Genomic DNA, 25,471 nt, shown 5'->3' with positions numbered 1-25,471 from the left:
TACTGCGCCTGACCCTTCATCGCCAGTACCTTCGTGATCGCTGCCGTCAATGTCGTCTTCCCATGGTCTACGTGCCCTATCGTCCCTACGTTTACATGAGGCTTTACCCGCTCAAACTTTGCCTTTGCCATATCTCCTCCTCAATAGTAACTTCAAATTGCAAATCCAGAATGCACATTGCAACATTATGAATCCCAACACACTCTCAGACTTCAGGTGTCTGTCCTCTGTTTTAACCCGGCAACGAACAACCGATATACCAACGACTCTTTGCCTCTTTCGTGGAGCCCATGACCGGAATTGAACCGGTGACCTCATCCTTACCAAGGATGTGCTCTGCCGACTGAGCTACATGGGCACATCACACACCGTTGTCAGCTGACAGCCGGTCTTTTTCTTGGAGCGGGAAACGGGATTCGAACCCGCGACCCTCAGCTTGGAAGGCTGACGCTCTACCACTGAGCTACTCCCGCACACCAAAATCCGGCAGTAAGATATCAGATCTCAGCAGAGACTTCTCTGGAGAAATCATGGTGGAGAGGGGAGGATTCGAACCTCCGAAGGCTACGCCAACGGGTTTACAGCCCGTCCCCTTTGGCCGCTCGGGAACCTCTCCAGCTAATTCAGGGAACGGGATATGGGTAATCATGCAGCCTGTCAAAACCAAAATTCCTGTCCCGATCTCTGCCTTCATATGGAGCCACCGAAGGGAATCGAACCCCCGACCCGCTGATTACAAATCAGCTGCTCTGCCAGCTGAGCTACGGTGGCGTTAAAAGACAACACTCCACCTCACCTAAACTCCTAATCAAGAGATTAATCTAAGATATTTATTATATATAGGTCAATCCTCAATTTTCAAGGAAAACTTCCATTATCTAAAAAATACTCATTCGCACTAAATCAAGTTAATTTTTTAGTGAATCTTTGCCTCAGGATCTCGAAGAGAATAATCCCTGCGGCCACCGAGGCGTTCAGAGAATTGATCCTGCCTTTCATCGGCAGACCCGCAACGACATCACAATGCTCCCTCACTGTCCTTCTCATCCCCTGACTCTCAGAACCGATCACGATGCAGAGGGGGACCGTAAGGTCTGCATCCCAGAGCAGCGTATGAGCATCCGCCTCAGCGCCAACAACTGTTATCCCCTCCTCCTTCATTCTCCTTATCGCATGTTTTATGTTTGGCACCACCGCAACGGGAACATACTCTACTGCACCTGCAGAGGACTTGGACACCTCCGGCCCAAGAGTCGCTGATCTGTGAGACTGGATAACAACTCCGTGGACTCCTGACGCATCGGCCGACCGCAGCATGGCGCCGAAATTTCTTGGATCTTCAATCAGGTCAAGGGCCACAAAGAGCGGCACTTCCTTTCTCTCCAAAGGTATCACGAGAAGGTCTTCAATGTCCACGTAGCCCCGCTGAAGAACTCTTGCGGCCACACCCTGATGCCCCTTGGGGAACCTGCTGTCAAAAAAAGAGGAATCGGCAGATTCAACAGGAATGCCGAGCACTTCGGCTTCTCTTTTTATCTGGACGATCTTTTCGTGTCTGCCAGGAGACAGATAGACAGCCTTGACGCCTCTGCCCCCAATCATCGCCTCGAGAACAGGGTTTAGTCCGTAGATCCATTCTTCTGTGCGGGGAGAGTCAACCCCTATCTTCTTGTTTGCGAATTTAGGACGCATGACTTCCAAATCGATGCTATCTTGGCGTTGGATGAAGGTTTTTTACAATATCAAGAAGTGGCGCAACTTGTCAACTACGACTCCCCGCCCCGGGGAGAAGCCGGGGTCCCGAAAGCCTGCATTTTTCTATTTACTTACTCTCCTACCTGAGGCTATACTAGCACGCTGAATTCCGGCACGCGTCACGGCCCTAAGACGCGAGTGACGTCAAAAAGATCGTCGATAACGCAAGGAGAAACAGATGGCCAGGCTATCTCCTCATATGATGCTGCTCTATCTGCTGACATCAGTCCTCCTGACCACGGGACGGAGTGATGTCTTTGCCCAGGGGTCGCCCATCGTCAACTCCATCGAGGTGAAGGGGCTGAAGAGGATAGAGGAAAGCGCGGTAAAGTCCAAGATTGCCCAGAAAACGGGGGAGCCCCTCTCAAACGAAAAGACCGCGGAAGACATCAAGAATATCTTCAAGATGGGATATTTCAGTGACGTAACCGTCGAGATCGAGACCCTTGAGGGCGGGATCAAGCTGATCTATGTGGTAAAAGAAAAACCGACCATTATCAAGGTTGAGTTTCAGGGAAACAAAGAGATTGAAGATGAGAAGTTGAGAGAGAAGGTTTCGGTGAGTGTCGGCTCTATTGCCGACACACCCCTGATGCAGGACAATGCAACAAAACTTCAGCTCTTCTATGAAGAAGAGGGGTTCTGGTTGGCCAGGATCGTGCCGGTCGTTCACAAGATCGGTGAAAACGAGGTGTCCCTCACCTATCAGATCGAAGAAGGCCGGAAGGTCAGGATCAGGAAGATCATCATTGAAGGCAACAAGGCCATTCCTACGAAGAAAATTACCGGGGTGATGAAGACATCGGTGTGGGCCATATACTCATTTATCACCTCTTCCGGATACTACAAACGGGAGACCGTGACCGCCGACGTTGAAGCTATCAAAGATCTCTATTTCAACAACGGCTATATCAAGGCAACCGTTGCCGATCCGCAGGTGAAGATCACTGACGACAGGAAGGGCATGACCGTAACCATCCAGATCTCGGAAGGAGAACAATATAGGATTTCGGACGTGGCTATCACCGGCAACAAGGCCTTCTCTGAGGCTGATCTGAGAAAGAATGTGAAGACCTTCCCGGGTTCCGTCTTCAGCAAGGCAACATTGAAGGCAGATATCTCTGCGATAACAGACATGTATACCCAGCGTGGCTATGCCCTGGCAAACGTCTATCCCGACGTAGTTCCCGATGATCCAACAAAGACGGTAAAGCTGATCTATAAGGTGGAAGAAGGGGATATTTACCGGATCGGGAGAATCGAAATCTCAGGTAATGTCAAAACCAGGGACAAAGTGATCCGGCGCGAGATCCGGCTTGACGAAGGCGATCTCTTTAATAGCGCACTCCTTAAGAGAAGCTATGAAAGGATCAATAATCTCAATTTCTTCGAATCCGTCGATCTCGCACCAAAGCCGAGATACGAGGAAAAACTCCTCGATATGGACGTCAAGGTCAAGGAAAAATCAACAAACTTTATAAGCATCGGCGGTGGCTATAGCTCCGTCGATAAGCTTATCGGCGTGGTTGACGTCACCATGGGCAACCTCTTCGGAACCGGCCGCCTTCTCAAGATGAAGGGAGAACTCGGAGGCCAGTCGTCCAATTATCTTCTTGACTACCGGGACCCTTGGTTCATGGATAGGGAGATAGCCTTTGACGCAACGATCTACAGATCCTGGCGCACATATATCAATTATGACCGGAGATCCACGGGCTTCGGCTTCGGCTTTGGAAAGAAATTCGGAGAGTTTTGGGGAGGGAATATCGGCTACAATTACGAGAAGGCAAAGATCTTTAATGTGAACCTCCAGAACGCGTCATCAATTGTGACGGAGCAGATCGGGACAAAGACCACGAGCAGTATAACACCGTCCCTAACAAGGGACTCGCGCGACAACTACCTGGATCCTACCCGTGGATCGAGGAACTCAGTCTCCTTTACCTTTGCCGGCCTCGGCGGTGAGAATGCCTTTATCAAGACTCTTGGCGATTCTGCATGGTTCTTCCCCTTCTGGGATACAACCATCATGCTCAGGGGCCGGATAGGGTATGCAACAGGGATATTCAACAAGACCCTGCCCCTCTATGAGCGCTTTTACGTCGGCGGCATTTACACCGTGAGGGGCCTCGGCTTCGGTGACGCAGGTCCGAGAGACGACAAGGGAGAGCGCATCGGCGGAACAAAGGAACTGATATTCAATGTGGAAAATATCTTCCCCATCTTTCCGGAGGTGAAGCTCAAAGGGGTGGTTTTCTTTGACGCGGGTAACTCATACGACCTGAAGGAATCTTTCGGCTCGCTGAGATATACCTCAGGATTTGGGCTGAGATGGATATCCCCCATGGGTCCGATCAGAGTGGAGTGGGGCTATAATATACAAAAGAAATCTGGAGAGCCGCAGAGCAAGGTGGAATTCACCTTCGGAAGCTTCTTCTGATTCGCGGCACATTGAACGAACATTACACAAACAAGGAGGAGAAGATGAAGAGACGTGCAAAAAAGGGGTATTTCATTGCGTTGGCCTGTATCACGATGTTCGCTGCGGCCTTTCTGGCTAAGAATTCATTTGCGGCAGACTCGATCAAGATCGGTTATGTTGACCTCAGGGTAGCGCTCAATGAGTCAGAGGCCGGTAAGAAGGCAAAGGCCGAATTGGAATCGGTGATCAAGACAAAGCAGACGACGATCGACGAAAAAGCCAAGAACATAGAGAGACTTAAGGGAGAACTCGAAAAACAGCAATCGGTGCTCTCGGCAGAGGCAAAGAAGACGAAAGAGGAAGAAATAGAGCGGCTCGTAAGGGAGTACCAGAGGCTTGTCCAGGACTCTCAGGCTGACGTTAAGAAGAGAGAAGACAAGCATACCGAGGCTATTGTCAAGGAATTGCGCGAGATTATCGAGAAGATCGGCAACGAAGATAATTATTCACTCATCCTTGAGAATGTCGAGGGTCTCATTCTCTATGCAAAGAAAGACCTTGATCTCACGGACAAGCTCATAAAGAGATACAACGAGTCCAAGGCAAAGGGAGAAGGAAAGTGAGGAAAAGCAACGGGGAAGGCGCTCAGGCAAGTTCGTCTGACTCGTCACAGGCTTCCGATCTTTGAGTGATCCCATGAAACTGAGTGAAGTCACAACAATGCTCGGCGGTGAACTCTCCGGTAATCCCGATGGAGAGATTCATGGAGCATCCGGCATTGGTGAGGTGCAGGAAGGGGAAATAACATTCCTTGCGGACCGGAAACTTTTGCAGGAATGCGCCGGAAGCAAGGCATCGTGCGTCCTGGTGAAGGAATTTTTCACGGAACTCCGGAAGCCACAGATCCGCGTCAAGAATCCGCAGTATGCCTTCGCACAGTTGCTGAAGCATTTCTCTGTCTCTGCCGCCATTCCTTCAGGCATAAGCCATTTGGCCTTTGTCTCAGGAAATGCCTCGATAGGGAATGATGTCTCTATCCATCCCTTTTCGCACATCTCTGACGGAGCGGTGATCGGAGAAAAGACGGTCATCTATCCGGGTGTGTTTATCGGCAATGATGCGTCTATCGGCCGTGAGTGCGTCATATACCCCAACGTTACCGTCAGGGAGAGAGTGAGGATCGGGAACGCGGTAATTATCCATTCAGGCTCGGTGATCGGCTCTGACGGCTTCGGCTATGTCTTCGAAGAGGGAAGGCATTTCAAAATTCTCCAGGTCGGGACCGTCGTCATCGGCGACGATGTCGAGATAGGAGCGAACGTCACGATAGACAGGGCGACAACGGGCCTTACGGTCATCGGAAGAGGGACAAAGATAGATAACCTCGTCCAGATAGGGCACAACGTGAACATCGGTGAAAATTCAATTCTTGTGGCACAAGTGGGGATTGCCGGAAGCGCAGAGATCGGTAATTTTGTCATCTTGGGCGGACAGGTTGGAGTTGCAGACCATGCCAAAATAGATGACGGCAGTATGATTGGAGCTCAGTCAGGGATCATGGGGGGCCACCTTACAAAGGGAGTCTATTCAGGGAGTCCCGTGATGCCCCACAGGGAATGGCTCAGGGCAAAAGCCCTCTTTGCGAGGCTCCCGGAACTCAATAAAAGAATCAGGGAGCTGGAGGAGAAGTTAAACCATTTGGAAGGGAGGCAGAAATGTTAGATATTAAGGAGATCGAGGACATTCTCCCTCACAGATATCCCTTTCTTCTTGTCGACCGCATTCTGGAGATGGAACCGGGCGAAAGGGCTGTAGGCATAAAGAACGTGACGATCAATGAGCCCTTTTTTGTCGGCCATTTCCCGGGGAACCCCATTATGCCGGGGGTGTTGATCGTAGAGGCCCTGGCGCAGGTTTCCGGGATATTGGCGTTCTGTTCAGGTATGCAGGGTGATACGGTTTATTTCATGAGCATAGAAAAGGCGAAATTCAGGAAACCCGTGGTCCCCGGTGATCAGCTGAGGCTGGAGATAACCGCGCTCCAGCACAGGGGCAATGTCTGGAAATTTTCAGGGAGTGCCCTTGTGGACAACAGGGTTGCTGCAGAGGCTGAGTTTACAGCAATGGTCGTCAAGAGTGAAGGGAACAAGGCAACGAGTAGCCTACCCGGGAACCCGGACAAGGAGCCCTGATGGCAAGAGAGATACATAAGACAGCGATCGTAGACAAAGGAGCGTTCATTGATAAAGATGTGTCCGTAGGCCCTTTCTGCATCATTAAAGGGAAAGTGAAGATAAGGAAGGGGACGAGACTCCTCTCCAACGTCATCGTCGAGGGAAGGACGGAGATCGGCGAAGGATGCACCATATACCCTTTCACAAGCATCGGGCTTCCGCCGCAGGATACGAAGTACAAGGGTGAAGATACGGGGCTCGTCATAGGGAAGGGGAACATCATCCGCGAGTACGCTACCATCCACAGGGCCTCGGTGAGCGGCAACGGGCTGACAGCAATCGGCGACAAGAACTTTCTCATGGCCTACGTCCATATCGCCCATGACTGCAAAATCGGCAGCCACACCATTATGGCAAATGCCGCAACCCTTGCAGGCCATGTCCTTGTTGAAGACCACGCCGTTATCGGGGGGCTCGTAGCGGTCCATCAGTTCACAAGGATCGGCGCCTATGCAATGGTGGGCGGCTTCAGCGGCATAGGCCAGGATATACCACCATATACCGTCGCCTCGGGCGCAAGGGCAAAGCTCTTTGGCCTGAACACCGTCGGACTGAAAAGGCACGGATTTTCCGAAGCGAGCATTAATGCGCTGAAAAAGGCTTACAAGATACTCTTCAGGGAAAAGACGACGTTAAGGGACGCTCTGAAGACAATTAAGGCTGAACTGCCTCAGATCGATGAAATAAAACACCTCATCGAGTTCATTGAGCAGAATACCCGGGGGATCTGCCGGTGAAGAGCAATGCCAAGGTTGAGGTTACGATGAAAGCTTCATGCATTCAGACCCAGACCCGTCTTTCCTGACCTTAACATCTCCCTTGAACTTCTTATGGTGAAAAAGATCGGCTTAATATCGGGCATGGGTGAACTGCCCTTTGCCATAGCTGAGGAGGCAAAGGAAAAGGGCTTCCGCATTTTCGCCATAGCCCTTGAACCGCTTGCAGACAGAAGGCTCTCAGAATATGTCGACGATATACGATGGATCAATGTAGGGAAACTGGGCGAAATGATAAAGGCCCTGAAGCGTTTCGGGATCAAAGAGGCCGTTATGGCAGGAAAAGTCCCGAAATCACTCCTCTACAAGAGCAGAATCATGCCTGACCTCAGGGCGGCAAAACTGCTCTTTAGTCTTAAGGACAGAAGGGACGACTCCATCCTTCTCGCCATAACCCATGAGCTCGAGAAAGAGGGTATATCACTCCTGAAGACCACGGAGTTTTGCTCAACCCTCCTCGCACCAAGAGGGGTCCTGACAAAAAACAGACCGACGGACGAAGAACTGAACGATATCGCTTTTGGCTGGAAGATCGCGAAGGAACTCGGGAGGCTCGATATCGGCCAGACTGTCGTTATCAAGAACAAGGCTGTCATGGCCCTTGAAGCGATCGAGGGAACGGATGAAGCGATCAGAAGGGGGGGGCGCTACGCCCATAAAGGCGCTGTCGTGGTGAAGGTCTCAAAACCTGATCAGGATATGAGATTTGATGTTCCTGCTGCCGGCCTCGCTACCCTTGAGGTGATGATTGAGGTAAAGGCAAGGGTCCTCGCCGTGGAAGCTGGGAAGACCATCCTCCTTCAGAAAGATGACCTTTTGAACCAGGCCCAGGCAGCAGGCATCTCGGTGGTCGGATACAGGAATGATATTGATTAAATGCGTCAAAATGTTTAGTATAGATGCACCGTAATGCTTTTTCCATGATACTGCAGAGAGGAAGACCTTTCGCAGTACGTATCACTACCCTGGAGGTGCCATATGTTGCTCGATATCGCTTACGCCATGGGACCGGCTCCGCAGGCCGGACAGCCGGGAGGCGCCGGTGCCGTATTTACGAGCATGCTTCCTCTCGTCCTGATATTCATTATTTTCTACTTCCTCCTCATCAGGCCGCAGCAGAAGAAGGCAAAGGAACATAAGCAGATGATCGAAAACCTGAAGGCCGGTGACAAAGTCATCACGTCCGGAGGCATTTACGCCGTTGTAGAGAAGGTTTCTGCGAATACGGTAACCCTGAAGATCTCTGAAAATGTAAAGGTCAAATTCGGAAAAGGATATATCGCAGCTGTCAGACCACCGTCTGAAGAAGATTAATTGAGCCCCGGGCCGGAAGACCTTTCGAAAGGTTCCGAAGGTCTCCGCGCCGGACCGGCAGAAGAGATGGCCTCGATCAGTCAGACTGCCTCTGAGGCAGAACATGCCGTTCCCCAGATGTCCAGCTCTCGCGGGGCAGCCCATCCTCCTGGCTGGGATTGAGTCTGATCGAGAATAAATGCATGGTTGAGGAGGTTAAGAACAGACGATGAAGAAAAATATACTCTGGAGATTTGCCCTGATCGCAACGACGGTCATCCTCGCTTTTATCTTTTTTCTCCCTAATACCCCCCTCTTCCGGTATATGCCTGACTGGTGGAAAAATACCATGCCCAGTAAGGGCATAACCCTCGGCCTTGATCTCCAGGGCGGTGTCCATCTCGTTTTTGAGGTAGAGGGAGACAGGGCTGTCGAGATAATGACAGAGAGGATTGTGCAGTCGCTGAAAGACGTCCTCTCAAAAAAGAAGCTCTCTGCCGATGTCAGCAGGGATGGCCTCCTGATAACGGTAACACCGAATACCCTCGATGTGAGAAAGGCCGTTGAAGAGAACTATCCCGCGCTCTCCGTTGTTGAGACAGGGTCCAAACTGGTATATAAGATTTCTGATAAAGAGGCGGCAAGGACAAGGGATACTGCGGCAGACCAGGCCCTGGAAACGATCCGTAACAGGATCGACCAGTTCGGCGTTGCCGAACCGATAATCCACCGCCAGGCAGCAAACGAAATCGTCGTGCAACTGCCGGGGATAAAAGACCCCAGGAGGGCCATAGAGATCATCGGCAAGACTGCACAGCTCGAATTTAAGATGGTAGATGATGCCGTGCCGGTGGCGGCTGAGATACCGGCAGCCATCAAGCCAGGGGAGGAAGAGGGGCTCCTGAAGAAATTCTCCGAAAAACTGCCGCCCGATGATGAGATCCTCTTTGAGAAGGTCGTCAATAGGGAGACGGGAGAGGTGACAAAGAGGCCTATCCTTCTGAAGAAGCAGGCATTGATGACGGGCGACCTCCTCACGGAGGCAAAGGTTACCATAGACCAGCGATTTAACGAGCCCTATGTCTCCCTCACATTTAATGCGCCGGGAGCGAAACTCTTTGAGGAGATTACCGCTGCAAACGTGAAAAAAAGGCTCGCCATCATCCTTGACGGAACCGTATACTCTGCCCCCGTGATCCAGGAGAGGATATCAGGGGGGAACGCACAGATCACCGGCAGGTTTTCGATGGATGATGCGAAGGACCTTGCGATCGTACTCAGGGCAGGCGCACTTCCCGCCCCCATAAAGATGCTCCAGAACGTGACGGTCGGGCCGTCTTTAGGAGAAGATTCGATCGAGGCTGGAAAAAGGGCAGGCATCATCGGGACGATCCTTGTGGTGATCTTCATGATCGTCTATTACAAGGTATCAGGGATCATTGCAGACTTCGCCCTTCTCCTGAATATCATACTCCTCCTCGGTGCAATGGCGTCTCTCAACGCAACCCTCACCATGCCAGGCATAGCGGGAATCATCCTCGCCATAGGCATGGCGGTGGACTCCAATGTCCTGATGTTCGAGAGGATGAGGGACGAATTAAAGGCAGGCAAGACGCCGAGAGCGGCTGTAGACTCCGGTTATGACAAGGCCTTCTGGACGATCTTCGATTCCCATGTGACGACCCTCATCACCGCGGCTGTCCTCTTCCAGTTCGGTACAGGGCCGATCAAGGGTTTTGCCGTGACGCTGAGTCTCGGTGTTGCGATAAATCTGTTCACGGCGCTCATAGGCACAAAATCAATATTCGACCTTCTGAACAGCAGGAAAGAGGTCAAGTCGCTCAGCATATAGAGAACACCTGATCACGGTTTCAAAGTGCAGGGCTTACGTTACACAATCATAATAAAGAGAAGGAGAACGTCCAGGGATGTTAGAAATTATAAGGAACACCAAGATCGACTTCCTCGGGAAGAGAAAAATTGCTTTCCTCCTTTCCGGTATCCTCTCCATTATCGGGATTATTGCTATTGTCCAGGTGGCGAACGGAAGGGGAAACCTCGGCATCGATTTCGCCGGCGGCACCTCTCTCCAGCTCAAGTTTGAGAAGCCGATCAACCTCCATGAGGTGCGAAAGGCCCTCGAAGAGGGCGGGGTTAGGGATTTCGACCTTCAGGACTTCCCCGCGGTACAGAAGATACTCATCAGGGCGAAGAAGACGGAGAGCCAATTGGGGACGATATCGGATACCATAGCGGGAATCATCAGCCAGAAGTTTCCCGACAACAGGTATGTCGTTGACTCGACAACGGCGATCGGTCCTAAAGTCGGGGGGAAACTGAGAACAGACGCGGCCCAGGCCGTTCTCATGGCAACGATCGGCATTCTCATCTACGTCGCCTTCAGATTCAGGTTTGATTTCGCAGTCGGCGCTACCGTTGCGACGTTTCATGACGTCCTTGCGGTCCTGGCCGTATTCTTCCTCCTCGGGAAAGAGATCAACCTCATCGTCGTGACAGCCCTTCTCACCATTGCCGGATATTCTCTCACAGACACGGTCGTTGTCTTTGACCGGATCAGGGAGAATCTCCGCAGCAATGTGAGAGATTCCGTTGAGGCTGTTATGAATGCCAGCATCAATGAGGTCCTTTCGAGAACGATCGTCACATCCTTTACCGTTCTCCTCACATCCCTGGCCCTCTTCTTTTTTGGCGGCGAAGTGATACACGACTTTTCCTTTGCCATGATCCTCGGCGTCATCGTCGGCACCTACTCCTCCATATTCGTCGCGAGCCCGATTGTGCTCCTCTGGAGAAGGAAAAAGGGACTTCTGAAGACACAGAAGGTCTAATGCCACCTCTCTCACGGCGATGCGACGGAACGATGACTCATCACTCCCTGCAGACTCCCTGTTCCAGGCTTCATGAACTGTCGCTGGCTTCTCAATAAAACCAATCCGGAATTTGTCCGTTACCTGTCAAGGCTGACAGCGGTCTCTCCCCTTCTCGCCCAGATACTGATAAACCGGGGTATTAAGAGCGCCGATACTGTCCACGCCTTTCTCCATCCGGCGCTTACGAGCCTCTCTGACCCTTACGACCTGCCTGACATGAAGGCTGCTGTTGAACGGATAAAAGTTGCAAGGGATCGGGGTGAACGTGTCCTCGTCCATGGTGACTATGACGCGGATGGTCTCACGTCAACGGCAATCATGGTATCGGCCCTCAGGACGCTTGGAATTGACGTCAGCTCTTTCATCCCGAACAGGATGTCTCACGGATACGGCTTCAACCCAGTTTCCGTAGGGATTGCAAAGAAGTTCGGCGCAAAGCTCATCATAACGGTGGACTGCGGGATATCCTCAGTGGATGCGGCAGGAGAGGCAAAGAGAGAAGGGATAGACGTCATTATCACGGATCACCACGAGCCGTCAAAAGAACCGGGAAGCGGAAAAGAATTGCTCATACCGGACGCCGTGGCTGTTATCGACCCCAAACTTCAGAGTTCCGGCTCAGCCCTCTCGACCCTCGCAGGCGCCGGAGTGGCCTTCAAGGTTGCCCAGGCCTTTGCCCTCGACGGGGACCTGCCCTTCACCGATGATGATTCTTTCTCGCTGCTCGACCTTGCCGCCCTCGGAACATTGGCAGATGTGGTCCCCCTCATCGGCGAGAACAGAGCAATCATGAAGGAGGGACTGCGGTCTGTCCGAGACGGCAGGAGACCAGGAATAAAAGCCCTGATGGAGGTATCAGGAATTACAGGGAGGGAGATAAAGGCCGGGCTTCTCTCATTTACCGTAGTCCCGAGGATCAATGCCGCAGGAAGGATGGGTGACGCAGGCGATGTCGTAGGGCTTCTCCTCTCAGACTCGGATGAAGAGACTTCATCAATGGCCCGGATCCTGGACCACACAAACTCGGAAAGACAGAGGATCGAGGAGGAAGTGTATCAGGAGGCCCTTTTTCAGCTCGAGGCGAAGGGCTATGACGCCGCAATTGTCCTCTCTGGGAAGGGCTGGCACATAGGCGTTCTCGGGATCGTCGCGTCGAGGATAGCGGAAGAATTTAGGAGGCCGGCCTTTATCTTCTCCATTGCCGAAGGCATTGCAAAAGGCTCGGCGAGGAGCGTGCCGGCCTTTGACGTCTATGGAGGAATTTACCGTTGCAGGGACATCGTCATCGCCTTTGGCGGCCACAAACAGGCTGCAGGAGTCAAGGTCGACGTATCAAGCCTCCCCGCCTTCGAAGAACGGATGAACAGTATTGTCAGGGATCTTCTCGAGAGGGAAGAGGCTGTGCCGGCAATCGAGATTGACGCAGAGGTAAACCTTTCGGAGATTACCGCGAGTCTCGTGCAGGAACTGTCCCTCCTTGAACCGCTCGGCAACGGAAACCCGGAACCCCTTCTGGGCGCAAGGAAACTGGACGTCATTAAACCGCGGGTCGTCGGGAGCAACCATATCAGGATGAGGTTGCAGCAGCGATCGTCATCCCTGGATGCCATAGGCTTTGACATGGCGAGACTCTTCGAGAGCCTCTCATCAGCATCGTTAGACGCCGTATTCACTCCGATGATGAATGAATGGAACGGGTCACGCCGTCTCCAGTTAAACCTCAAGGCCTTCAGGCCGAGTCAGTGACCGCTGCCCGCTGGGCCCTATTTTCTTCTGATCGTGCCTTCAGGACGTGAGCCTCAGGAGGATCTTATTTCGGAGCGAACTCGATAGAGATTTCTGGGTCTGTCACGATCTTGAGTTCCTTAATTCCCTTTAGGGCCTCCATCGTCTGCCGGTCGTCTCCCATGGCTGTCTCCATCTTTGTGCTCAATGCCTTGAGGCCTTCTTCGCCGGAAAGGAGCGGATCAAAGTCGATGTCCATGAGCGTGACCTTTGATCCAACGACGTAAGGGCTGTTCGTCTTTACAACCTTTCCATCCACATCCACGGCCAGGCCTATGTGGAGGCCTTTGAACATCTGCCTCATCAGGGCCATCTGCTGGGCCGATTCCTCAGGAGAGGCGGGGGATTGCGGCGCAAGGGCTTGCTCCTTTGACACTTCAGACCTGGAGCCGGCCGGGATGACAGTAAGCAGGGCGTTGCCGTTCGGCATTCGGCTGAAGCGGAACTTAAGGGCATCCTTTGAGGAAGCTCCTGCCCCGGCAGTACCCATCGCAGCTGCAGGCTTGGGGTTAACGGCAAGATGATTGATGTCCTTGAAGGCATAGGTCACGCGGACACCCGCAGCCGTCTTCGTATCGATTTTTTCCACGGAGACAAAGGTCACCCCTGGGCCAAGGTCTTCAGCCTTGCCTTTGAGGTCACCTTCTTTGAACGGCCACTGCTCTGATGTCTTTGGAGAATCCTTCTGCTGGTTCTCTTTCGATTCGCTCGCTGCTGCGCCCATCTGCCTTGCGACGCCTTCCATCGCCTCCTTCATCTGCTCGGGGTTGAGAGTTATGGTCTGAGTCATCGTCCCGCTGCCGTCACCGCGGATATGGAGCTCGGTCAGAAAGGTGATGCAGCCGGTGAGGGATAGAGCCGCGACTACGGCCAGGAACAAGGAACCGCTCCCTTTCATGAATAGCCGATACCTGACAGAAATTAGATTCTTCAGCATGAGGAGAGCTTAGCATCTGAAGAGGAAATTATCAAGACAACAGGAGGTCCTTCAAGGGTCGGTCCTTTCCGCCAGTTCCCTCCAGCGGAAACAGTCGATGGTGTGGTCATTGACCATGCCCACTGCTTGCATGAAGGCATAACAGATGGTCGGCCCGACAAAGGCGAAGCCCCGTTTTCTTAGTTCCCTACTCATCGCAGCAGACTCTACCGTCTCAGCGGGGAGCTGCTGCGGGGTCCTCCAGGAATGATGGATCGTCACCCCGCCGACGAACCGCCAGATGAAGGCATCGAAAGACCCAAACTCTTCCCGCGCAGACAGTAGCGCCTGAGCGTTCCAGACGGCAGCTTCAATCTTCATCCGGTTTCTTATGATCCCTTCATCCCTTAGGAGCGCTTGCATCTTTCGTGCGTCGAACCGTGCGACCTTCTCGGGATCGAAGCCGGCAAAGGCCTTCCTGAAATGCTCGCGCTTCCTGAGGACCGTAAGCCAGCTCAAACCTGCCTGCATCCCTTCGAGGACGAGGAACTCGAACAGCTTTCGGTCGTCGTGCGTCGGAACGCCCCATTCCCTGTCGTGGTATGAGACGAGAAGAGGATCAACATGAGCCCAGTCACCGGTCCATGCGCAACGAATCGGCTTTTTCCCCTCTGTTACGCTCATTCCTTATGACCTGAACACAACAGCATCTTCCGCAGAGACCCTCGGCGGCGCTGAGGGAATTCTCGAAGGGTAGCCTACAGGGACGATAGCTACGGGTCTGAGATGAGGGGGAAGTCCAAGGGACTGAATGATCTCGTTCTCCCTGAAGGCACCGACCCAGACACTTCCGAGTCCGTTTTCCCACGCAACGAGCATCATGTTCATCAAACTGCATGCCACGTCCTGAAGCGCATAGAGATTCACGCCCCTCTCTCCGTAGCGGGCCTCTATCCTCCGATCCGCGCAGCCGACAATAACAAGCGGGGCATGGGCGATGAAATCTTGATTCAATGCCGCAACGGCAATGCCTCTCTTTCCTCTGCCGTCCCTTATTGCGTAAAACTTTCTTGACTGCAGGTTCCCCGCACTCGGCGCCCAAACCATCGCATCGATGAGCTTCCTGACCACCTCCTCGGGGATATCCTTTCCCTGAAAGCTTCTGACGCTCCGCCTTTCCTTCACGACCTTCAGCACTTCATTCATAAAGTCCTCCGCTCACAGTACATTGATCCCGAAACGTTTCAGACTCTCGACTAATGCGCTCAAAGGGAGACCGATGACATTAAAAAAATCACCTTCGATCTTCCTCACGATGAGAGATCCCAATCCCTGGATTGCATACCCTCCTGCCTTGTCCAGCGGTTCCCCGGATCTGACATACGCGTCTATCTCCCCAGGAGCGAGCCTCCTGAACCAGACTCTCGTCTGAACCGATCTTGACAACCTTCTCCCTCTCCCGGTATCGAGGACCGTAAAACCGGTAATGACGGAATGACTCTTTCCACTGAGCATCCTGAGCATTCTCCTTGCCTCCCCTCCGGTGCGAGGCTTCCCGAGGAGTTCTCCGTTGAAGACAATAAAGGTATCTGCCGCGATGATAATCGCGTCCCGGTGTCTCGGGGCAACAGCCCTGGCCTTTTCGAGGGAGAGGAACCTGGCCAGATCATGAGGAGCACGATGAGAATCCATCGCTTCCTCGTAATCGCCAGGATCAACCTTGAACTTCAAACCCGTTAAGGCCAGGAGTTCCCTCCTTCTCGGTGATGCTGACGCAAGGATGATCGGTTTCATATGAAGGGTCCCTCTAAGATCTTACCACAGAGACACGAAGGCACAGAGAATGCCCTTTAGAGTAGCACACAGAGGTTTTGATGTTATCGAGCTCTATTCATAAACTTCGGGGCCATGTCCGATTCGAACCAAACAATTTTTCTCAATGCCTTCACGCGTACTGTCCTGCTGCATAGCCGGAAGCCCACGCCCAATGCAGGTTATAGCCTCCCAGTTGTCCGGTAACATCGACGACCTCTCCGATAAAAAAAAGGCCATGGACCTTTCTTGCCTCCATGGTCTTCGATGACAGTTCGTCAGTACTGACTCCACCTGAGGTCACCTCCGCCTTTTCATACCCCTCTGTCCCTGCTGGCCTGACCTCCCAGTTGTGCAGCTGATGGGCAATACTCCTGAGCTCCTTCTCGGCATACTGACAGATTGGCTTCGATCGGATAGTGGAGAAGTCAAGCCATCTCTCGACAAAGCGTTTCGGGAGGAACCCGGCAAGGAGGTTTCGCATCTCTGTCCTGCTTTTCCGCCTTGCTGTGAATAATTCATTCGCATCCCTTTCAGGAAGCAGATCGATGAGGATGCTGTCACCCCTTTCCCAGTAGAGAGAGATCTGGAGGATTGCAGGGCCGCTCATGCCGCGATGGGTGAAGAGGATATTCTCGCGAAACCTCTTGTCCCCGCAGCTGACGGCAGCATCGATCGGGATCCCGCTCAGTTCGCGGAAAAGATTGAGGTCTCCGGCGTTGAAGGTGAACGGCACGAGTGCAGGCTGAAGCTCTGTGACCGCGATGCCGAATTCTTCTGCAGTCCGGTAGCCGAAATCCGTTGCCCCCAATCCTGCATACGAAAGCCCTCCCGTCGCGATGACGAGAGACTCCGATTGAAAACAGCCGAGGCTTGTCGCGACGGCAAAAAGGCCCTTCTTCTCTATATTGAGAATCCGGCACTTCAACCGTATCTCTCCTCCTGCTTCAATGCATTCTCTCCTGAGCATCGTCACAACCCCCAGCGAGCTGCCCTTGCAGAAGAGCCTTCCCTTCTCCCTTTCATGGTATCCGAAATTATGCCTCCTGAGCATCTCGATAATATCGTGTGGGGTGAACCGTGAGAGCGCCGATTTGCAAAAGTGAGGATTACAGGACAAATAGTTTTCATGGCTGATATTCGCATTGGTAAAATTGCAGCGTCCCCCTCCGGAAACTCGTATCTTGTTCCCTATCCTCTCTCCGTGGTCCAGGACAACTACCGACCGTCCGCGCCTCCCCGCTGCGATGGCGCACATAAGCCCTGCCGCGCCTGCGCCGATTATGGTAACATCCTTTTTCACCATTGTCTTCCCTTTTCAGAATGCTATACTATACTTACATAATACCCTTTGCGCCAAAATCAGCATACCCGGGAGGTGGCCTATGGCCCGCTGGATGATAGACCCCGATCACTCCGTCGTTGCCTTTTCAGTGAAACACATGATGATCACGAACGTCCGCGGTCTCTTCACCAAGATAAGCGGCGCAATTCAGTTCGACCCTCCTGAGATGTCTCATGTATCCGTCGAGGTCGAGATAGACGTCGCAAGCCTCACGACAGGCATCAGGAAGCGTGACGAGCATCTCTTCAGCCCCGACTTTCTTGACCTCGAAAGATATCCGAAGATCATTTTCAGGAGCACCCGTGCAGAAGCCTTAGGCGGCAATCGTTGCAGAGTGGCAGGGGATCTGACCATTCGCGGAACTACCCGTGCGGTAACCCTTGAGGTGGAATATTTCGGTCCTGTTACGAGCCCCTTCGGAGGGGAAACAACGATCGGCTTCAGTGCAACAACTTCCCTCAATCGTTACGATTACACGGTGGCATGGCATGAACCGATGGAAAAGGGAGAAGTCGCGGGTGAGAACGTGGAGATTACCCTTGACATCGAGGCCGATCTCGCAGCCGACTGAAAGGGATCAGAAATAAAAAGAGAAGATACCCCATCCAGCCTTATGGAGGCAGTAAGATATCTCTCCGAAGAGATCGGACAGAGGAGCTACCTTGATCTCAACCGGCTCAATGCTGCCGCCGACTATATAGAGGACGGATTCAGTTCGAGGGGATGCCCCACAGGGAGGCAGCCCTTCACCTATGATGGCAACGCCTACTACAACATCACCGCCGAGGTGCCGGGAGAACGTGACGACGGTGGCGGGATACTCGTTGTCGGCGCTCATTATGATACCGTCATCGGAACCCCCGGAGCCGATGACAATGCGAGCGGTGTTTCGTCTCTTCTTGAATTGGCGAGACAGATCGCCCTGAGGCCCCTCGGGAAAACGGTCCGGCTTGTGGCCTTTACCCTCGAGGAACCTCCTTTCTTCATGACCTCGAGGATGGGGAGCTACGTCTATGCAGAGGGGCTCAGGAAAGAGGGCGTAAAGGTTTACGGCATGATCGCCCTTGAGATGCTTGGATACTTCTCTGATGACGAAGGGTCCCAATTCTATCCAGCCTCCCTCTTCAAATGGTTCTATCCAGACAGAGGCAACTTCATCGCCTTCGTCGGAAACATCTCGTCAAGGGCCTTCACGAAGAGGATCAGGGATTCTTTCCGCGCTGTCTCTTCATTGCCCGTGGAGTCTCTGAACGCAGTCTCTTGTATCCCCGGCGTGGATTTTTCCGACCATCGCAGTTTCTGGAAATTCGGCTATCCAGCGTGCATGGTTACCGACACCGCCTTTTACCGGAATCCGAACTACCACGGCCCGGGAGACACTCCGGACACCCTCGACTACCGGAGGATGGCCGACCTTGTGGAAGGTCTGTACAAGGCCTTCAGCAGGCTGCGGTGACATGCCCGATTGCAGAGGCAAAGCTGGATAGCATGAGAATACTCTGGCGATGAAGAAGATCGCCCTGACCCTTGGAGACCCCGCCGGCATAGGGGCTGAAGTCCTTGTCAAGGCCCTGTCGTCTCCCCATGTCCGGGGGTGTCTGCCGGTCATGATAGGAGACCTCCCTGTGGTTCGAGACGCCCTGAGCCTCTGCAAGAGCTCCCTCGATCTCAAGATCATCAAGAGCCCTGATGAGGCCTCTCTCTCCCCCGGGACTCTCTGGCTCCTGGACGTCAATGTGCTTACCTCGTACAAGAAAACTGTTCCCGATGCCCAGAATGGAAAGGCCTGTGTGGAGTATATCAGGAAGGCTGTTAAACTCGCAGCGGAGAAGAAGGTCGATGGAATTGTTACAGCCCCTATCTCAAAAGAGGCTCTGAAACTTGCAGGCTTCCGATGGCCCGGACATACCGAAATGCTCGCCGAGTTCACCGGCACGAAGGAGTATGCTATGATGCTGGCGGGAGGACCGCTTCGAGTCATCCTCGTGACGATCCATACGGCGCTGAGGGACGTCCCTGGCCTCATCACAAGAGAACGGGTACTGCGGACGATCCGCCTTGCCCAGAAGGCCTGCGACATGCTCGGGATCGACAGCCCGGCCATAGCTGTCGCAGGATTAAACCCCCACGCCGGGGAATCGGGCATTTTTGGCGAGGAGGAAGCCGAGGCGATCATCCCTGCAATCGAGGCCGCAAAGAACGAGGGAATCACTGTTGATGGTCCCTATCCTCCTGATACCCTTTTTCACAAGGCCTATCATGGCGCCATCGATATCATCGTAACTATGTATCACGATCAGGGATTGATCCCCCTCAAGATGATTGCCTTTGATACGGGCGTCAACGTAACCGTCGGACTGCCCATCATCAGGACATCGCCCGACCATGGGACGGCCTATGATATCGCATGGAAAGGCATTGCCGTTCCTGCGAGCATGATCGAAGCAATCAATATGGCGATCCGACTGAAGATGTGAAGTCCGGAAAAAGCACCTGTTGCCTTTGAAGCGGCGAAAATCTGGATCGACTGAATGTGGAGGTGAGCATGCTATTCCAGCCTTTTTCTCTCAATGGACTGGAGCTTAAGAACCGCCTCGTGCGTTCTGCCACCTACGAAAAGCGGGCAGACGAAGACGGCTTTGTCACTGACTCGATTATAGAACTCTACCGCAACCTTGCCAGGGGCGGCGTCGGACTGATCATCACAGGCAATGCCCTTGTCCACCCGTCGGGAAGATCGGCGCCGCAGATGCTCTGCGTTCACAGCGACATCTACATCAAGGGGCTGAAGAACCTCACTGATGCAGTCCATGAAGCCGGAGGAGTCATCGCCGTTCAACTCTCCCACGGGGGCAGGCAGTCCATCCCCCTCCTTCTCGGAGGGAATGAGCCGATCGCGCCTTCGCCCGTATATGATCCTTCCACAAAGATCATGCCAAGGGCGATGAAGGAGGAGGAGATATGGGAAATCGTCGACGCCTTCGGAGAGGCTGCGAGACGCGCCAGGATCTCAGGCTTTGACGCGCTCCAGATCCACGGCGCCCACGGCTACCTCGTAAGCGAGTTCCTCTCTCCCCATACGAACAGGCGTGATGACTACTGGGGCGGCGACGAGGAGCGAAGGTTCCACTTTCTCGAAGAGGTCTTCAGAGCCGTAAGAAAAGAGGCAGGAGAAGATTATCCGGTCATGATCAAGATGAATGGCGACGACATGGTCGAGGGCGGCCTGAAGACAAGGGAGGCGGTGAGGATCGCAAGAAGACTGGAAGGCCTGGGGATTGACGCTGTCGAGGTAAGCGGCGGCATGTATGAGGCAGGAGACGCAACAATTCAGCCCGGCATCCTGAGCGAAGACAGAGAGGCATACTTCAGGGAGGCTGGAAGGGCGTTTAAGAAAGCCCTCCATATCCCTGTTATGCTCGTAGGAGGGATGCGGTCGAAGACGGTCATGGAGGAGGTCCTCAAGAAGGGCTATGCAGACCTCGTCTCACTTGCGAGACCCCTGATCAGGGAACCCGATCTCCTGGAAAGGTTAAGGGAAGGCAAGACGAAGGCCGATTGTGTTTCTTGCAATGGCTGTACGAGAATAAAGAAACTCGACGTCGTGAAGTGCGTCTGTCTCGGCAGGAGTGCAAACCGCTCCAGGTCCGGGAAGGATGAATGAACCCCTTCTCGTGCCGGATGGGTACGTTGACGACCGTCTTTTGACGCCTGCTGCGATTGACAAAAAACCGAGGGCGCGTGTATTCTATAGGACCCAGAGGGCCGCTAGCTCAGTTGGTAGAGCAACGCCCTTTTAAGGCGTGGGTCGTTGGTTCGAATCCAACGCGGCTCACCATCCGTGTCCCCATCGTCTAGCCCGGCCTAGGACATCGCCCTTTCAAGGCGGTAACGCGGGTTCGAATCCCGCTGGGGACGCCAACAAATTCAAGGGGTTGCGGCTTGCAACCTCTTTTGTTTTTCCTTGCGGGTAGTAGCCGGGTAGTAGCTTCCCGATTTCTCATTGACACGCATCAGCGCAGCTGCCATTCCTTCTCCTTCAATTCGGTCAACAACATCCCTGTTTTCAGGCAGAAGATGTGCATATCTCTGTGTCATCCTTGGGTCCGCATGAGAAAGCGCATGCTGGACCTGATAGAGCGATGCACCCGAGTTGATCAGGAGAGTAGCAAAATCATGGCGAAGATCATGGAACCTCAGATCAGCAACCTTCGCGCGCTTGCATGCCCTCCTGAACGACATAGAGACGGCGTTAACGGTGTAAGGCTTGCCCTGCCCGTCTGTAAATACGAAGGGGCTAATGAGTCGGCGAGACCTGATAACACCTTGAAGTGTCTCCCTCACTGCAGAGGTCATCTTTATCGCGAAAGGTTCTCCGCCTTTCATCTCCTCACCAGGCTTGATAATTAGCCCGTTCTTGAAATCGCACTGGGATACAAGAAGGTTGACTATGTTGCCTTCGCGCATGCCGGTCTGACAGCCAACGATGACAAACTCGCGAAGACATCCGAGCTCGGACTGCCTGAGTTCCACCGCAAGCCTTTCTGCTTCATCGGATAGGACATAGCGGACACGTTTCCTGTCAGTAAGCCCCTTGATTACAGCCTTAACAGGATTTTCGGGATGTACCTTGAACCAACCGCTCCAGTCGTCATGCCATTCGTTGATAGCTTTATTGAAGACCGTACGGAGAAAAGCAAACTCTTTCTTGACCGTAGACTCCCCAGCTCGCTTCCCTCTTCCCCGGCCATAAATAATCTCACCGGTCAAACGCTTCGCCTTATACGAAGAAAGCCTTGAGGTGGTGACTTCGCTGACAAGAGAATCACCGAAGAGATCACAGAAATGCGGAGCTATCTCCAGGTTTCTTCTGTGGCCCTTCTGCATCGGTGAAACTTCACTCATGTATTTCTCAATTACCTCTTTCATACTCGGCTCTGCCCCCGTTGGTATCTACATTGGAAGGCTCGAAAGAAACAAATAATGAAGTTTGTTCCTTTGTGGAAATGTGAGAATTGATAACTTGTTTATCTTTTTGAAATTGTGAGATTTCAGCAACCATTGCCCAATAAGCGGAAAGAGGATCAAAAAAATGCTTGAGGAAATAGCGAAAAAATACGACATGACGGAGAACTCTTTGAGCTTTCTTATCAGACGCGGGATCATCCAGAAAGTCCCCACCGATAAAGACATGGATATCCTTGAGGCCCTCAGCCAAATATGGAATGACCAGGACTGGCTGAAGATGAGTCTGCGGCGGGGAATCAGGTCAAAGGCGAGGAGGGAAAAATTCATCCGGGAGCTGGACCTGACCAAGCCCGAGCGGTATGTCCTTAACAGGTACCTGAATGCGAAGGGGCGGCTATCCGTTAAGCAGGTCGCGGGAGAGGTTTCGAATTATTACGGGCTGCCGGAGGGCGTGGCAAAGGGGGTTGTCAGGAAAATGCGGGGGCGGGCCTACATGGCAAAGCACAGGAAAAAGCCGGACAAGGACAGACTGAAATAGAACCTCCCAGGCTGAAAGCCAGGCGGCCGCCCGGCACAGCGGCCGCCATCTTCCAGCAGTCAAACATCCACCGTTAGTGTCCCTTTCCTTCGATCCTGATCACAGCTTCTAATCGTGGGCTCTGCTATTTTTAGAGGGACGATCTGCGATACCTTTCGAGTTTCTCCTGTATCTGTCATATCCTACCGTCTGCAGTCCCAGGCTATAAGGGAGGAAGATTTTTTGGGGCCTCTTTCTCTGGTTCGAAATGCCGAAAGAAACTTTCATCAGTGGACGGCCAAAGAACAGTAACCCACCATTTCCCTGGATCGGTGTCGCCTCCAGTAGAGTGGAGAGCTGGCGTAGTGGCAACAAAGCTCTATCTCCAGCTCCCCCTCATCAAACCGGACAGTCAGTTTTCCTGAATACGGCTTTCCAGTTATCTTCCTCCAGAGGCTTTCACCGTACGCCGCCAGGGCGCAATCGAGGGTACCTGATAGAGGCCAAGGATGTTGTGGTAATAACTACCCGGATACGATTTGTAGCCAAGGCTACTATAATGTGTTTCAGATTACCCTTTACACCTCCTTCAAGCTACGTGGGTGAACTACCAAACTCCCACGGTCGGACTCTAAGCGACAAGTCATACGTTTTACACGGCATGCCCGACCAATCGATAGGTTAAACCAGACGAAACTCCGTCAACATTACGATTGGAATAGGAGACTTTTCAAACGACGTGAGGGCGTTTGTTACAGCCACAAGTAAGTGTAATAGACCATATTTTTATAACCATTTGCCGGACACTACCGCACTGCGCTCGTGAAACTCGCCGGCAGCTCGGGCTTAACAACCACCTTCTTCCAATAGAATGGACTAAGGATCAACTTTAACATGTCCGATTTTTTCATATGTCTGCTGAATGTCCTCAGCAGCAGCCATGTCTTTAAGGGACGCATGATGGCGCGGTACGCCAGCAGCCTTGCGTAACCTTGCATGCGAAGACTGCTGACAACCCTGCCCGACAGCACATCAGCATCAATGTCGGCGCATTTAAAAGACTTATACCAATCAACTTTATCGTCAACAATGCCACGGTCAACATACTCGCGCCACAACGGCGTTCCCCTATATACGCTCAGTCTGTTGAAGCCGAAGGTATCGATCTGCAGCCGGGCGGCAAAGCTGAATGTTTTCATAATGTCGTCCGCTGTCTCTTTCGGCGAGCCTATCACAAAAAAACCATGCACCCTTTTAATGCCATGTTTCTTGGCTTGTCCAATCGCATGCTCTATCTGTTCAATCGTCTGCCCCTTGCCGAGCCTGTTGAGTACCTTTTGGGTCCCTGCCTCAACCCCGAATGCGAGCATATCGCAGTTTGCCTTGACCATAATCGGCATCTGCTCGACGGCCAGAGAATCCACGCGGCCTTCGCATCCCCATCTGAACGCGAACTTGCGATCAATAATACCGGTACATATTTCATTTATGCGTCTGCTGTTCATGAGAAAGTGGTCATCGGTCAGATAAAGGGAGCGATAGCCGGCATCATTCAGTTCCTGCATTTCTCCAAGGACATGCGCTGCGGAACGGTAGCGCCATTTGCCGTGAGAGAAGGTCGGGATATCGCAGTATATGCACTTGTATGGACAGCCCCTGGATGTCTGTATGGTGCAGAATTTGTCGAAAGAGAGAATAGCCGGAACGTCCAGCGGCAATGATTCTATATAATCAATAGGCAGACTGGTACGGTCGGGATAGGGATACTGGTTCAGGTCTTCAATCAGCGGGCGCGGCTTATTGCACACAACCTGGCCGCCGTTACGCCAAACAAGACCATCAACCGCACCGGGATTGTCAAGATTAGCCAGATAATCCTGAAGCAGCTCTTCACCCTCTCCAACACCAACACAGTCAATATATGGGCATCCCTCAATGATGCGGTGGCCGTTCATGGATGCAAACACACCCCCGACAATGATCCTTACCCATGGCGATGAGAATTTCAGTCTCTCGGCGAGCTTTTTCACAACGGGATACGCGGTCACTGACAGAAATGAAAGAGCCACGGCATCCGGCCTCTCTTCTTCAATTGCAGCCGCGATCTGTTCTGCGCGCATATCGGGATGGCAGGTATCGAACATCCTGACCCTGTGTCCGCAACGCCGTAAAACAGGCGCGAGGGTCTGAATACCCAGAGGCGGGAAAGCCGCCACCTTGATCCGTGCGTTTTCACCGGGATATTCATCCAGCAGACGGAAATATGCCTCATCCCTTACATAGGCGAGAAAGATACTGCGAACAGATGCTGAGGTCTTTTTTGCGGTTTGTTGCTCCAAAGCGCTTACAGATGCGACTGAAGGCGCGTGGCACTTTACCGATCTCATCGTGCTTTCACCCCATTTCATTCATGGATGTCCAGTTACTATAACGCCCCACGCGCTGCAACGAGGAGATCTGGGGTTCAACGCAAGTATAACATAATGCGGCTCAGAGGTATAAGAGAAAAGCCGTACTGCGTCTGCAAGTGAAATTTCAGATGCTGTAGAGTGCATATCAAGTATAAGGAGAATTTAACGTCGGCTCTGACTTCTCGATTCTGACGAGTACGAACTGGAGAACTAAACCGCTTGCGCGGTGGTAACGAGTAGTCAGTCAGTTCCGAAAAAATAGACCTCTCTTTGTGTTGTCAGGCTTTGGCCTGTTCAGTCCGCCCTTGCTGATCAATTCTTGTCATTTTACAATCTTCTTCTGACG

The 25,471-nt window shown here is 52.7% G+C and carries 24 protein-coding genes and 6 tRNA genes; 17 read left to right on the top strand and 13 right to left on the bottom strand.

Annotated elements, in window-relative coordinates; translation table 11 throughout:
• From VFG09_00880 to rlmB, 6 genes are all read right to left on the bottom strand, one after another.
• Positions 1-131 (bottom strand): GTP-binding protein (locus VFG09_00880; protein HET6513686.1); only part of this gene is annotated, 131 nt, incomplete at its 3' end.
• A 151-nt stretch (positions 132-282) separates the two neighbouring features.
• Positions 283-358 (bottom strand) — tRNA-Thr (locus VFG09_00875).
• Positions 359-398: 40 nt separating this feature from the next.
• Positions 399-473, bottom strand: a tRNA-Gly gene (locus VFG09_00870).
• A 58-nt stretch (positions 474-531) separates the two neighbouring features.
• A tRNA-Tyr gene (locus VFG09_00865) sits at positions 532-616 on the bottom strand.
• 79 nt (positions 617-695) lie between these two features.
• Positions 696-771 (bottom strand) — tRNA-Thr (locus tag VFG09_00860).
• Between the two features lie 132 nt (positions 772-903).
• Complete coding sequence (gene rlmB, locus VFG09_00855; GenBank protein HET6513685.1) at positions 904-1,692, bottom strand: 23S rRNA (guanosine(2251)-2'-O)-methyltransferase RlmB; 789 nt, start codon at positions 1,690-1,692, stop codon at positions 904-906.
• Between the two features lie 241 nt (positions 1,693-1,933).
• Here rlmB and bamA point away from each other — a divergent pair, with 241 nt between their 5' ends.
• The 10 genes from bamA to recJ all read left to right on the top strand — a co-directional run bounded on the left by bamA (position 1,934) and on the right by recJ (position 13,117).
• Positions 1,934-4,195: an outer membrane protein assembly factor BamA gene (gene bamA / locus VFG09_00850; GenBank protein ID HET6513684.1), complete on the top strand. Its 2,262-nt coding sequence runs from the start codon at positions 1,934-1,936 to the stop codon at positions 4,193-4,195.
• Positions 4,196-4,239: 44 nt separating this feature from the next.
• Positions 4,240-4,800 carry an OmpH family outer membrane protein gene (locus tag VFG09_00845; protein ID HET6513683.1) on the top strand — a complete coding sequence of 187 codons (561 nt, stop codon included), beginning with the start codon at positions 4,240-4,242 and terminating at the stop codon, positions 4,798-4,800.
• A gap of 73 nt (positions 4,801-4,873) precedes the next feature.
• Complete coding sequence (gene lpxD, locus VFG09_00840; protein HET6513682.1) at positions 4,874-5,899, top strand: UDP-3-O-(3-hydroxymyristoyl)glucosamine N-acyltransferase; 1,026 nt, start codon at positions 4,874-4,876, stop codon at positions 5,897-5,899.
• Entirely contained in the window at positions 5,893-6,369 is a 477-nt protein-coding gene (gene fabZ / locus VFG09_00835) for a 3-hydroxyacyl-ACP dehydratase FabZ (protein HET6513681.1), read from the top strand. The genes lpxD and fabZ overlap by 7 nt, the downstream gene beginning before the upstream one ends.
• Complete coding sequence (gene lpxA / locus VFG09_00830; GenBank protein ID HET6513680.1) at positions 6,369-7,148, top strand: acyl-ACP--UDP-N-acetylglucosamine O-acyltransferase; 780 nt, start codon at positions 6,369-6,371, stop codon at positions 7,146-7,148. Before fabZ ends, lpxA begins: the two co-directional genes overlap by 1 nt.
• A gap of 93 nt (positions 7,149-7,241) precedes the next feature.
• On the top strand, positions 7,242-8,063 hold the full coding sequence (gene lpxI, locus VFG09_00825) for a UDP-2,3-diacylglucosamine diphosphatase LpxI (protein HET6513679.1): 822 nt from the start codon (positions 7,242-7,244) through the stop codon (positions 8,061-8,063).
• A gap of 102 nt (positions 8,064-8,165) precedes the next feature.
• Positions 8,166-8,501 carry a preprotein translocase subunit YajC gene (gene yajC / locus VFG09_00820; GenBank protein ID HET6513678.1) on the top strand — a complete coding sequence of 112 codons (336 nt, stop codon included), beginning with the start codon at positions 8,166-8,168 and terminating at the stop codon, positions 8,499-8,501.
• Positions 8,502-8,709: 208 nt separating this feature from the next.
• Positions 8,710-10,332, top strand: coding sequence for a protein translocase subunit SecD (gene secD / locus VFG09_00815; GenBank protein HET6513677.1), 1,623 nt, complete (start codon positions 8,710-8,712; stop codon positions 10,330-10,332).
• A 76-nt stretch (positions 10,333-10,408) separates the two neighbouring features.
• On the top strand, positions 10,409-11,329 hold the full coding sequence (gene secF / locus VFG09_00810; protein ID HET6513676.1) for a protein translocase subunit SecF: 921 nt from the start codon (positions 10,409-10,411) through the stop codon (positions 11,327-11,329).
• A gap of 72 nt (positions 11,330-11,401) precedes the next feature.
• A complete protein-coding gene (recJ, locus tag VFG09_00805; protein ID HET6513675.1) occupies positions 11,402-13,117 on the top strand; it encodes a single-stranded-DNA-specific exonuclease RecJ in 1,716 nt (571 codons plus the stop codon).
• A 64-nt stretch (positions 13,118-13,181) separates the two neighbouring features.
• Here the strand turns inward: recJ and VFG09_00800 are convergent, their stop codons facing one another.
• The 5 genes from VFG09_00800 to VFG09_00780 form a co-directional block, all read right to left on the bottom strand.
• A complete protein-coding gene (locus VFG09_00800) occupies positions 13,182-14,054 on the bottom strand; it encodes a hypothetical protein (protein ID HET6513674.1) in 873 nt (290 codons plus the stop codon).
• Between the two features lie 90 nt (positions 14,055-14,144).
• On the bottom strand, positions 14,145-14,756 hold the full coding sequence (locus VFG09_00795) for a DNA-3-methyladenine glycosylase I (GenBank protein HET6513673.1): 612 nt from the start codon (positions 14,754-14,756) through the stop codon (positions 14,145-14,147).
• A gap of 3 nt (positions 14,757-14,759) precedes the next feature.
• The gene (locus tag VFG09_00790) at positions 14,760-15,278 is read right to left on the bottom strand and encodes a nitroreductase family protein (protein ID HET6513672.1); all 519 of its coding nucleotides are present in this window, start codon (positions 15,276-15,278) and stop codon (positions 14,760-14,762) included.
• A gap of 12 nt (positions 15,279-15,290) precedes the next feature.
• Entirely contained in the window at positions 15,291-15,866 is a 576-nt protein-coding gene (locus VFG09_00785) for a nucleoside triphosphate pyrophosphatase (protein HET6513671.1), read from the bottom strand.
• Positions 15,867-16,017: 151 nt separating this feature from the next.
• Entirely contained in the window at positions 16,018-17,190 is a 1,173-nt protein-coding gene (locus VFG09_00780; GenBank protein ID HET6513670.1) for an NAD(P)/FAD-dependent oxidoreductase, read from the bottom strand.
• A gap of 79 nt (positions 17,191-17,269) precedes the next feature.
• On the opposite strand from VFG09_00780, the gene VFG09_00775 reads away from it, so the two are divergent.
• From VFG09_00775 to VFG09_00750, 6 genes are all read left to right on the top strand, one after another.
• On the top strand, positions 17,270-17,800 hold the full coding sequence (locus VFG09_00775) for a YceI family protein (protein HET6513669.1): 531 nt from the start codon (positions 17,270-17,272) through the stop codon (positions 17,798-17,800).
• 42 nt (positions 17,801-17,842) lie between these two features.
• On the top strand, positions 17,843-18,685 hold the full coding sequence (locus tag VFG09_00770; GenBank protein HET6513668.1) for a M28 family peptidase: 843 nt from the start codon (positions 17,843-17,845) through the stop codon (positions 18,683-18,685).
• 49 nt (positions 18,686-18,734) lie between these two features.
• Positions 18,735-19,706 (top strand): 4-hydroxythreonine-4-phosphate dehydrogenase PdxA, encoded by a 972-nt coding sequence (gene pdxA / locus VFG09_00765; protein HET6513667.1) that lies wholly within the window; start codon positions 18,735-18,737, stop codon positions 19,704-19,706.
• 68 nt (positions 19,707-19,774) lie between these two features.
• Positions 19,775-20,893 carry an NADH:flavin oxidoreductase gene (locus VFG09_00760; GenBank protein HET6513666.1) on the top strand — a complete coding sequence of 373 codons (1,119 nt, stop codon included), beginning with the start codon at positions 19,775-19,777 and terminating at the stop codon, positions 20,891-20,893.
• A 98-nt stretch (positions 20,894-20,991) separates the two neighbouring features.
• Positions 20,992-21,067: transfer RNA gene (locus VFG09_00755), tRNA-Lys, on the top strand.
• A 5-nt stretch (positions 21,068-21,072) separates the two neighbouring features.
• A tRNA-Glu gene (locus VFG09_00750) sits at positions 21,073-21,150 on the top strand.
• A gap of 6 nt (positions 21,151-21,156) precedes the next feature.
• Here VFG09_00750 and VFG09_00745 read toward each other — a convergent pair.
• Positions 21,157-22,158: a site-specific integrase gene (locus VFG09_00745; GenBank protein HET6513665.1), complete on the bottom strand. Its 1,002-nt coding sequence runs from the start codon at positions 22,156-22,158 to the stop codon at positions 21,157-21,159.
• 163 nt (positions 22,159-22,321) lie between these two features.
• Between VFG09_00745 and VFG09_00740 the strand changes: the two genes are divergently transcribed.
• The gene (locus tag VFG09_00740; protein HET6513664.1) at positions 22,322-22,735 is read left to right on the top strand and encodes a hypothetical protein; all 414 of its coding nucleotides are present in this window, start codon (positions 22,322-22,324) and stop codon (positions 22,733-22,735) included.
• A 785-nt stretch (positions 22,736-23,520) separates the two neighbouring features.
• Here the strand turns inward: VFG09_00740 and VFG09_00735 are convergent.
• On the bottom strand, positions 23,521-25,122 hold the full coding sequence (locus tag VFG09_00735) for a radical SAM protein (GenBank protein HET6513663.1): 1,602 nt from the start codon (positions 25,120-25,122) through the stop codon (positions 23,521-23,523).
• Between the last annotated feature and the right edge of the window lie 349 nt (positions 25,123-25,471).

It is taken from the genome of Thermodesulfovibrionales bacterium (genome assembly GCA_035686305.1).
In the GTDB taxonomy this organism is placed as follows: Bacteria; Nitrospirota; Thermodesulfovibrionia; order Thermodesulfovibrionales; family UBA9159; genus DASRZP01.
Note: the sequence above shows the minus strand (reverse complement) of the source record. Positions and strands in the feature narration are given on the sequence as shown.

Coding starts and splice junctions, on each gene's coding strand:
- fabZ (HET6513681.1), top strand. CDS start 5,893: ATGTTAGATATTAAGGAGATCGAGGACATTCTCCCTCACAGATATCCC.
- secD (HET6513677.1), top strand. CDS start 8,710: ATGAAGAAAAATATACTCTGGAGATTTGCCCTGATCGCAACGACGGTC.
- lpxA (HET6513680.1), top strand. CDS start 6,369: ATGGCAAGAGAGATACATAAGACAGCGATCGTAGACAAAGGAGCGTTC.
- secF (HET6513676.1), top strand. CDS start 10,409: ATGTTAGAAATTATAAGGAACACCAAGATCGACTTCCTCGGGAAGAGA.
- VFG09_00735 (HET6513663.1), bottom strand. CDS start 25,122: ATGAAATGGGGTGAAAGCACGATGAGATCGGTAAAGTGCCACGCGCCT.
- VFG09_00745 (HET6513665.1), bottom strand. CDS start 22,158: ATGAAAGAGGTAATTGAGAAATACATGAGTGAAGTTTCACCGATGCAG.
- pdxA (HET6513667.1), top strand. CDS start 18,735: ATGAAGAAGATCGCCCTGACCCTTGGAGACCCCGCCGGCATAGGGGCT.
- VFG09_00790 (HET6513672.1), bottom strand. CDS start 15,278: ATGAATGAAGTGCTGAAGGTCGTGAAGGAAAGGCGGAGCGTCAGAAGC.
- VFG09_00785 (HET6513671.1), bottom strand. CDS start 15,866: ATGAAACCGATCATCCTTGCGTCAGCATCACCGAGAAGGAGGGAACTC.
- VFG09_00795 (HET6513673.1), bottom strand. CDS start 14,756: ATGAGCGTAACAGAGGGGAAAAAGCCGATTCGTTGCGCATGGACCGGT.
- VFG09_00800 (HET6513674.1), bottom strand. CDS start 14,054: ATGAAAGGGAGCGGTTCCTTGTTCCTGGCCGTAGTCGCGGCTCTATCC.
- recJ (HET6513675.1), top strand. CDS start 11,402: ATGAACTGTCGCTGGCTTCTCAATAAAACCAATCCGGAATTTGTCCGT.
- lpxD (HET6513682.1), top strand. CDS start 4,874: ATGAAACTGAGTGAAGTCACAACAATGCTCGGCGGTGAACTCTCCGGT.
- yajC (HET6513678.1), top strand. CDS start 8,166: ATGTTGCTCGATATCGCTTACGCCATGGGACCGGCTCCGCAGGCCGGA.
- VFG09_00740 (HET6513664.1), top strand. CDS start 22,322: ATGCTTGAGGAAATAGCGAAAAAATACGACATGACGGAGAACTCTTTG.
- lpxI (HET6513679.1), top strand. CDS start 7,242: ATGGTGAAAAAGATCGGCTTAATATCGGGCATGGGTGAACTGCCCTTT.
- VFG09_00770 (HET6513668.1), top strand. CDS start 17,843: ATGGAGGCAGTAAGATATCTCTCCGAAGAGATCGGACAGAGGAGCTAC.
- VFG09_00775 (HET6513669.1), top strand. CDS start 17,270: ATGGCCCGCTGGATGATAGACCCCGATCACTCCGTCGTTGCCTTTTCA.
- rlmB (HET6513685.1), bottom strand. CDS start 1,692: ATGCGTCCTAAATTCGCAAACAAGAAGATAGGGGTTGACTCTCCCCGC.
- VFG09_00780 (HET6513670.1), bottom strand. CDS start 17,190: ATGGTGAAAAAGGATGTTACCATAATCGGCGCAGGCGCGGCAGGGCTT.
- VFG09_00845 (HET6513683.1), top strand. CDS start 4,240: ATGAAGAGACGTGCAAAAAAGGGGTATTTCATTGCGTTGGCCTGTATC.
- VFG09_00760 (HET6513666.1), top strand. CDS start 19,775: ATGCTATTCCAGCCTTTTTCTCTCAATGGACTGGAGCTTAAGAACCGC.
- bamA (HET6513684.1), top strand. CDS start 1,934: ATGGCCAGGCTATCTCCTCATATGATGCTGCTCTATCTGCTGACATCA.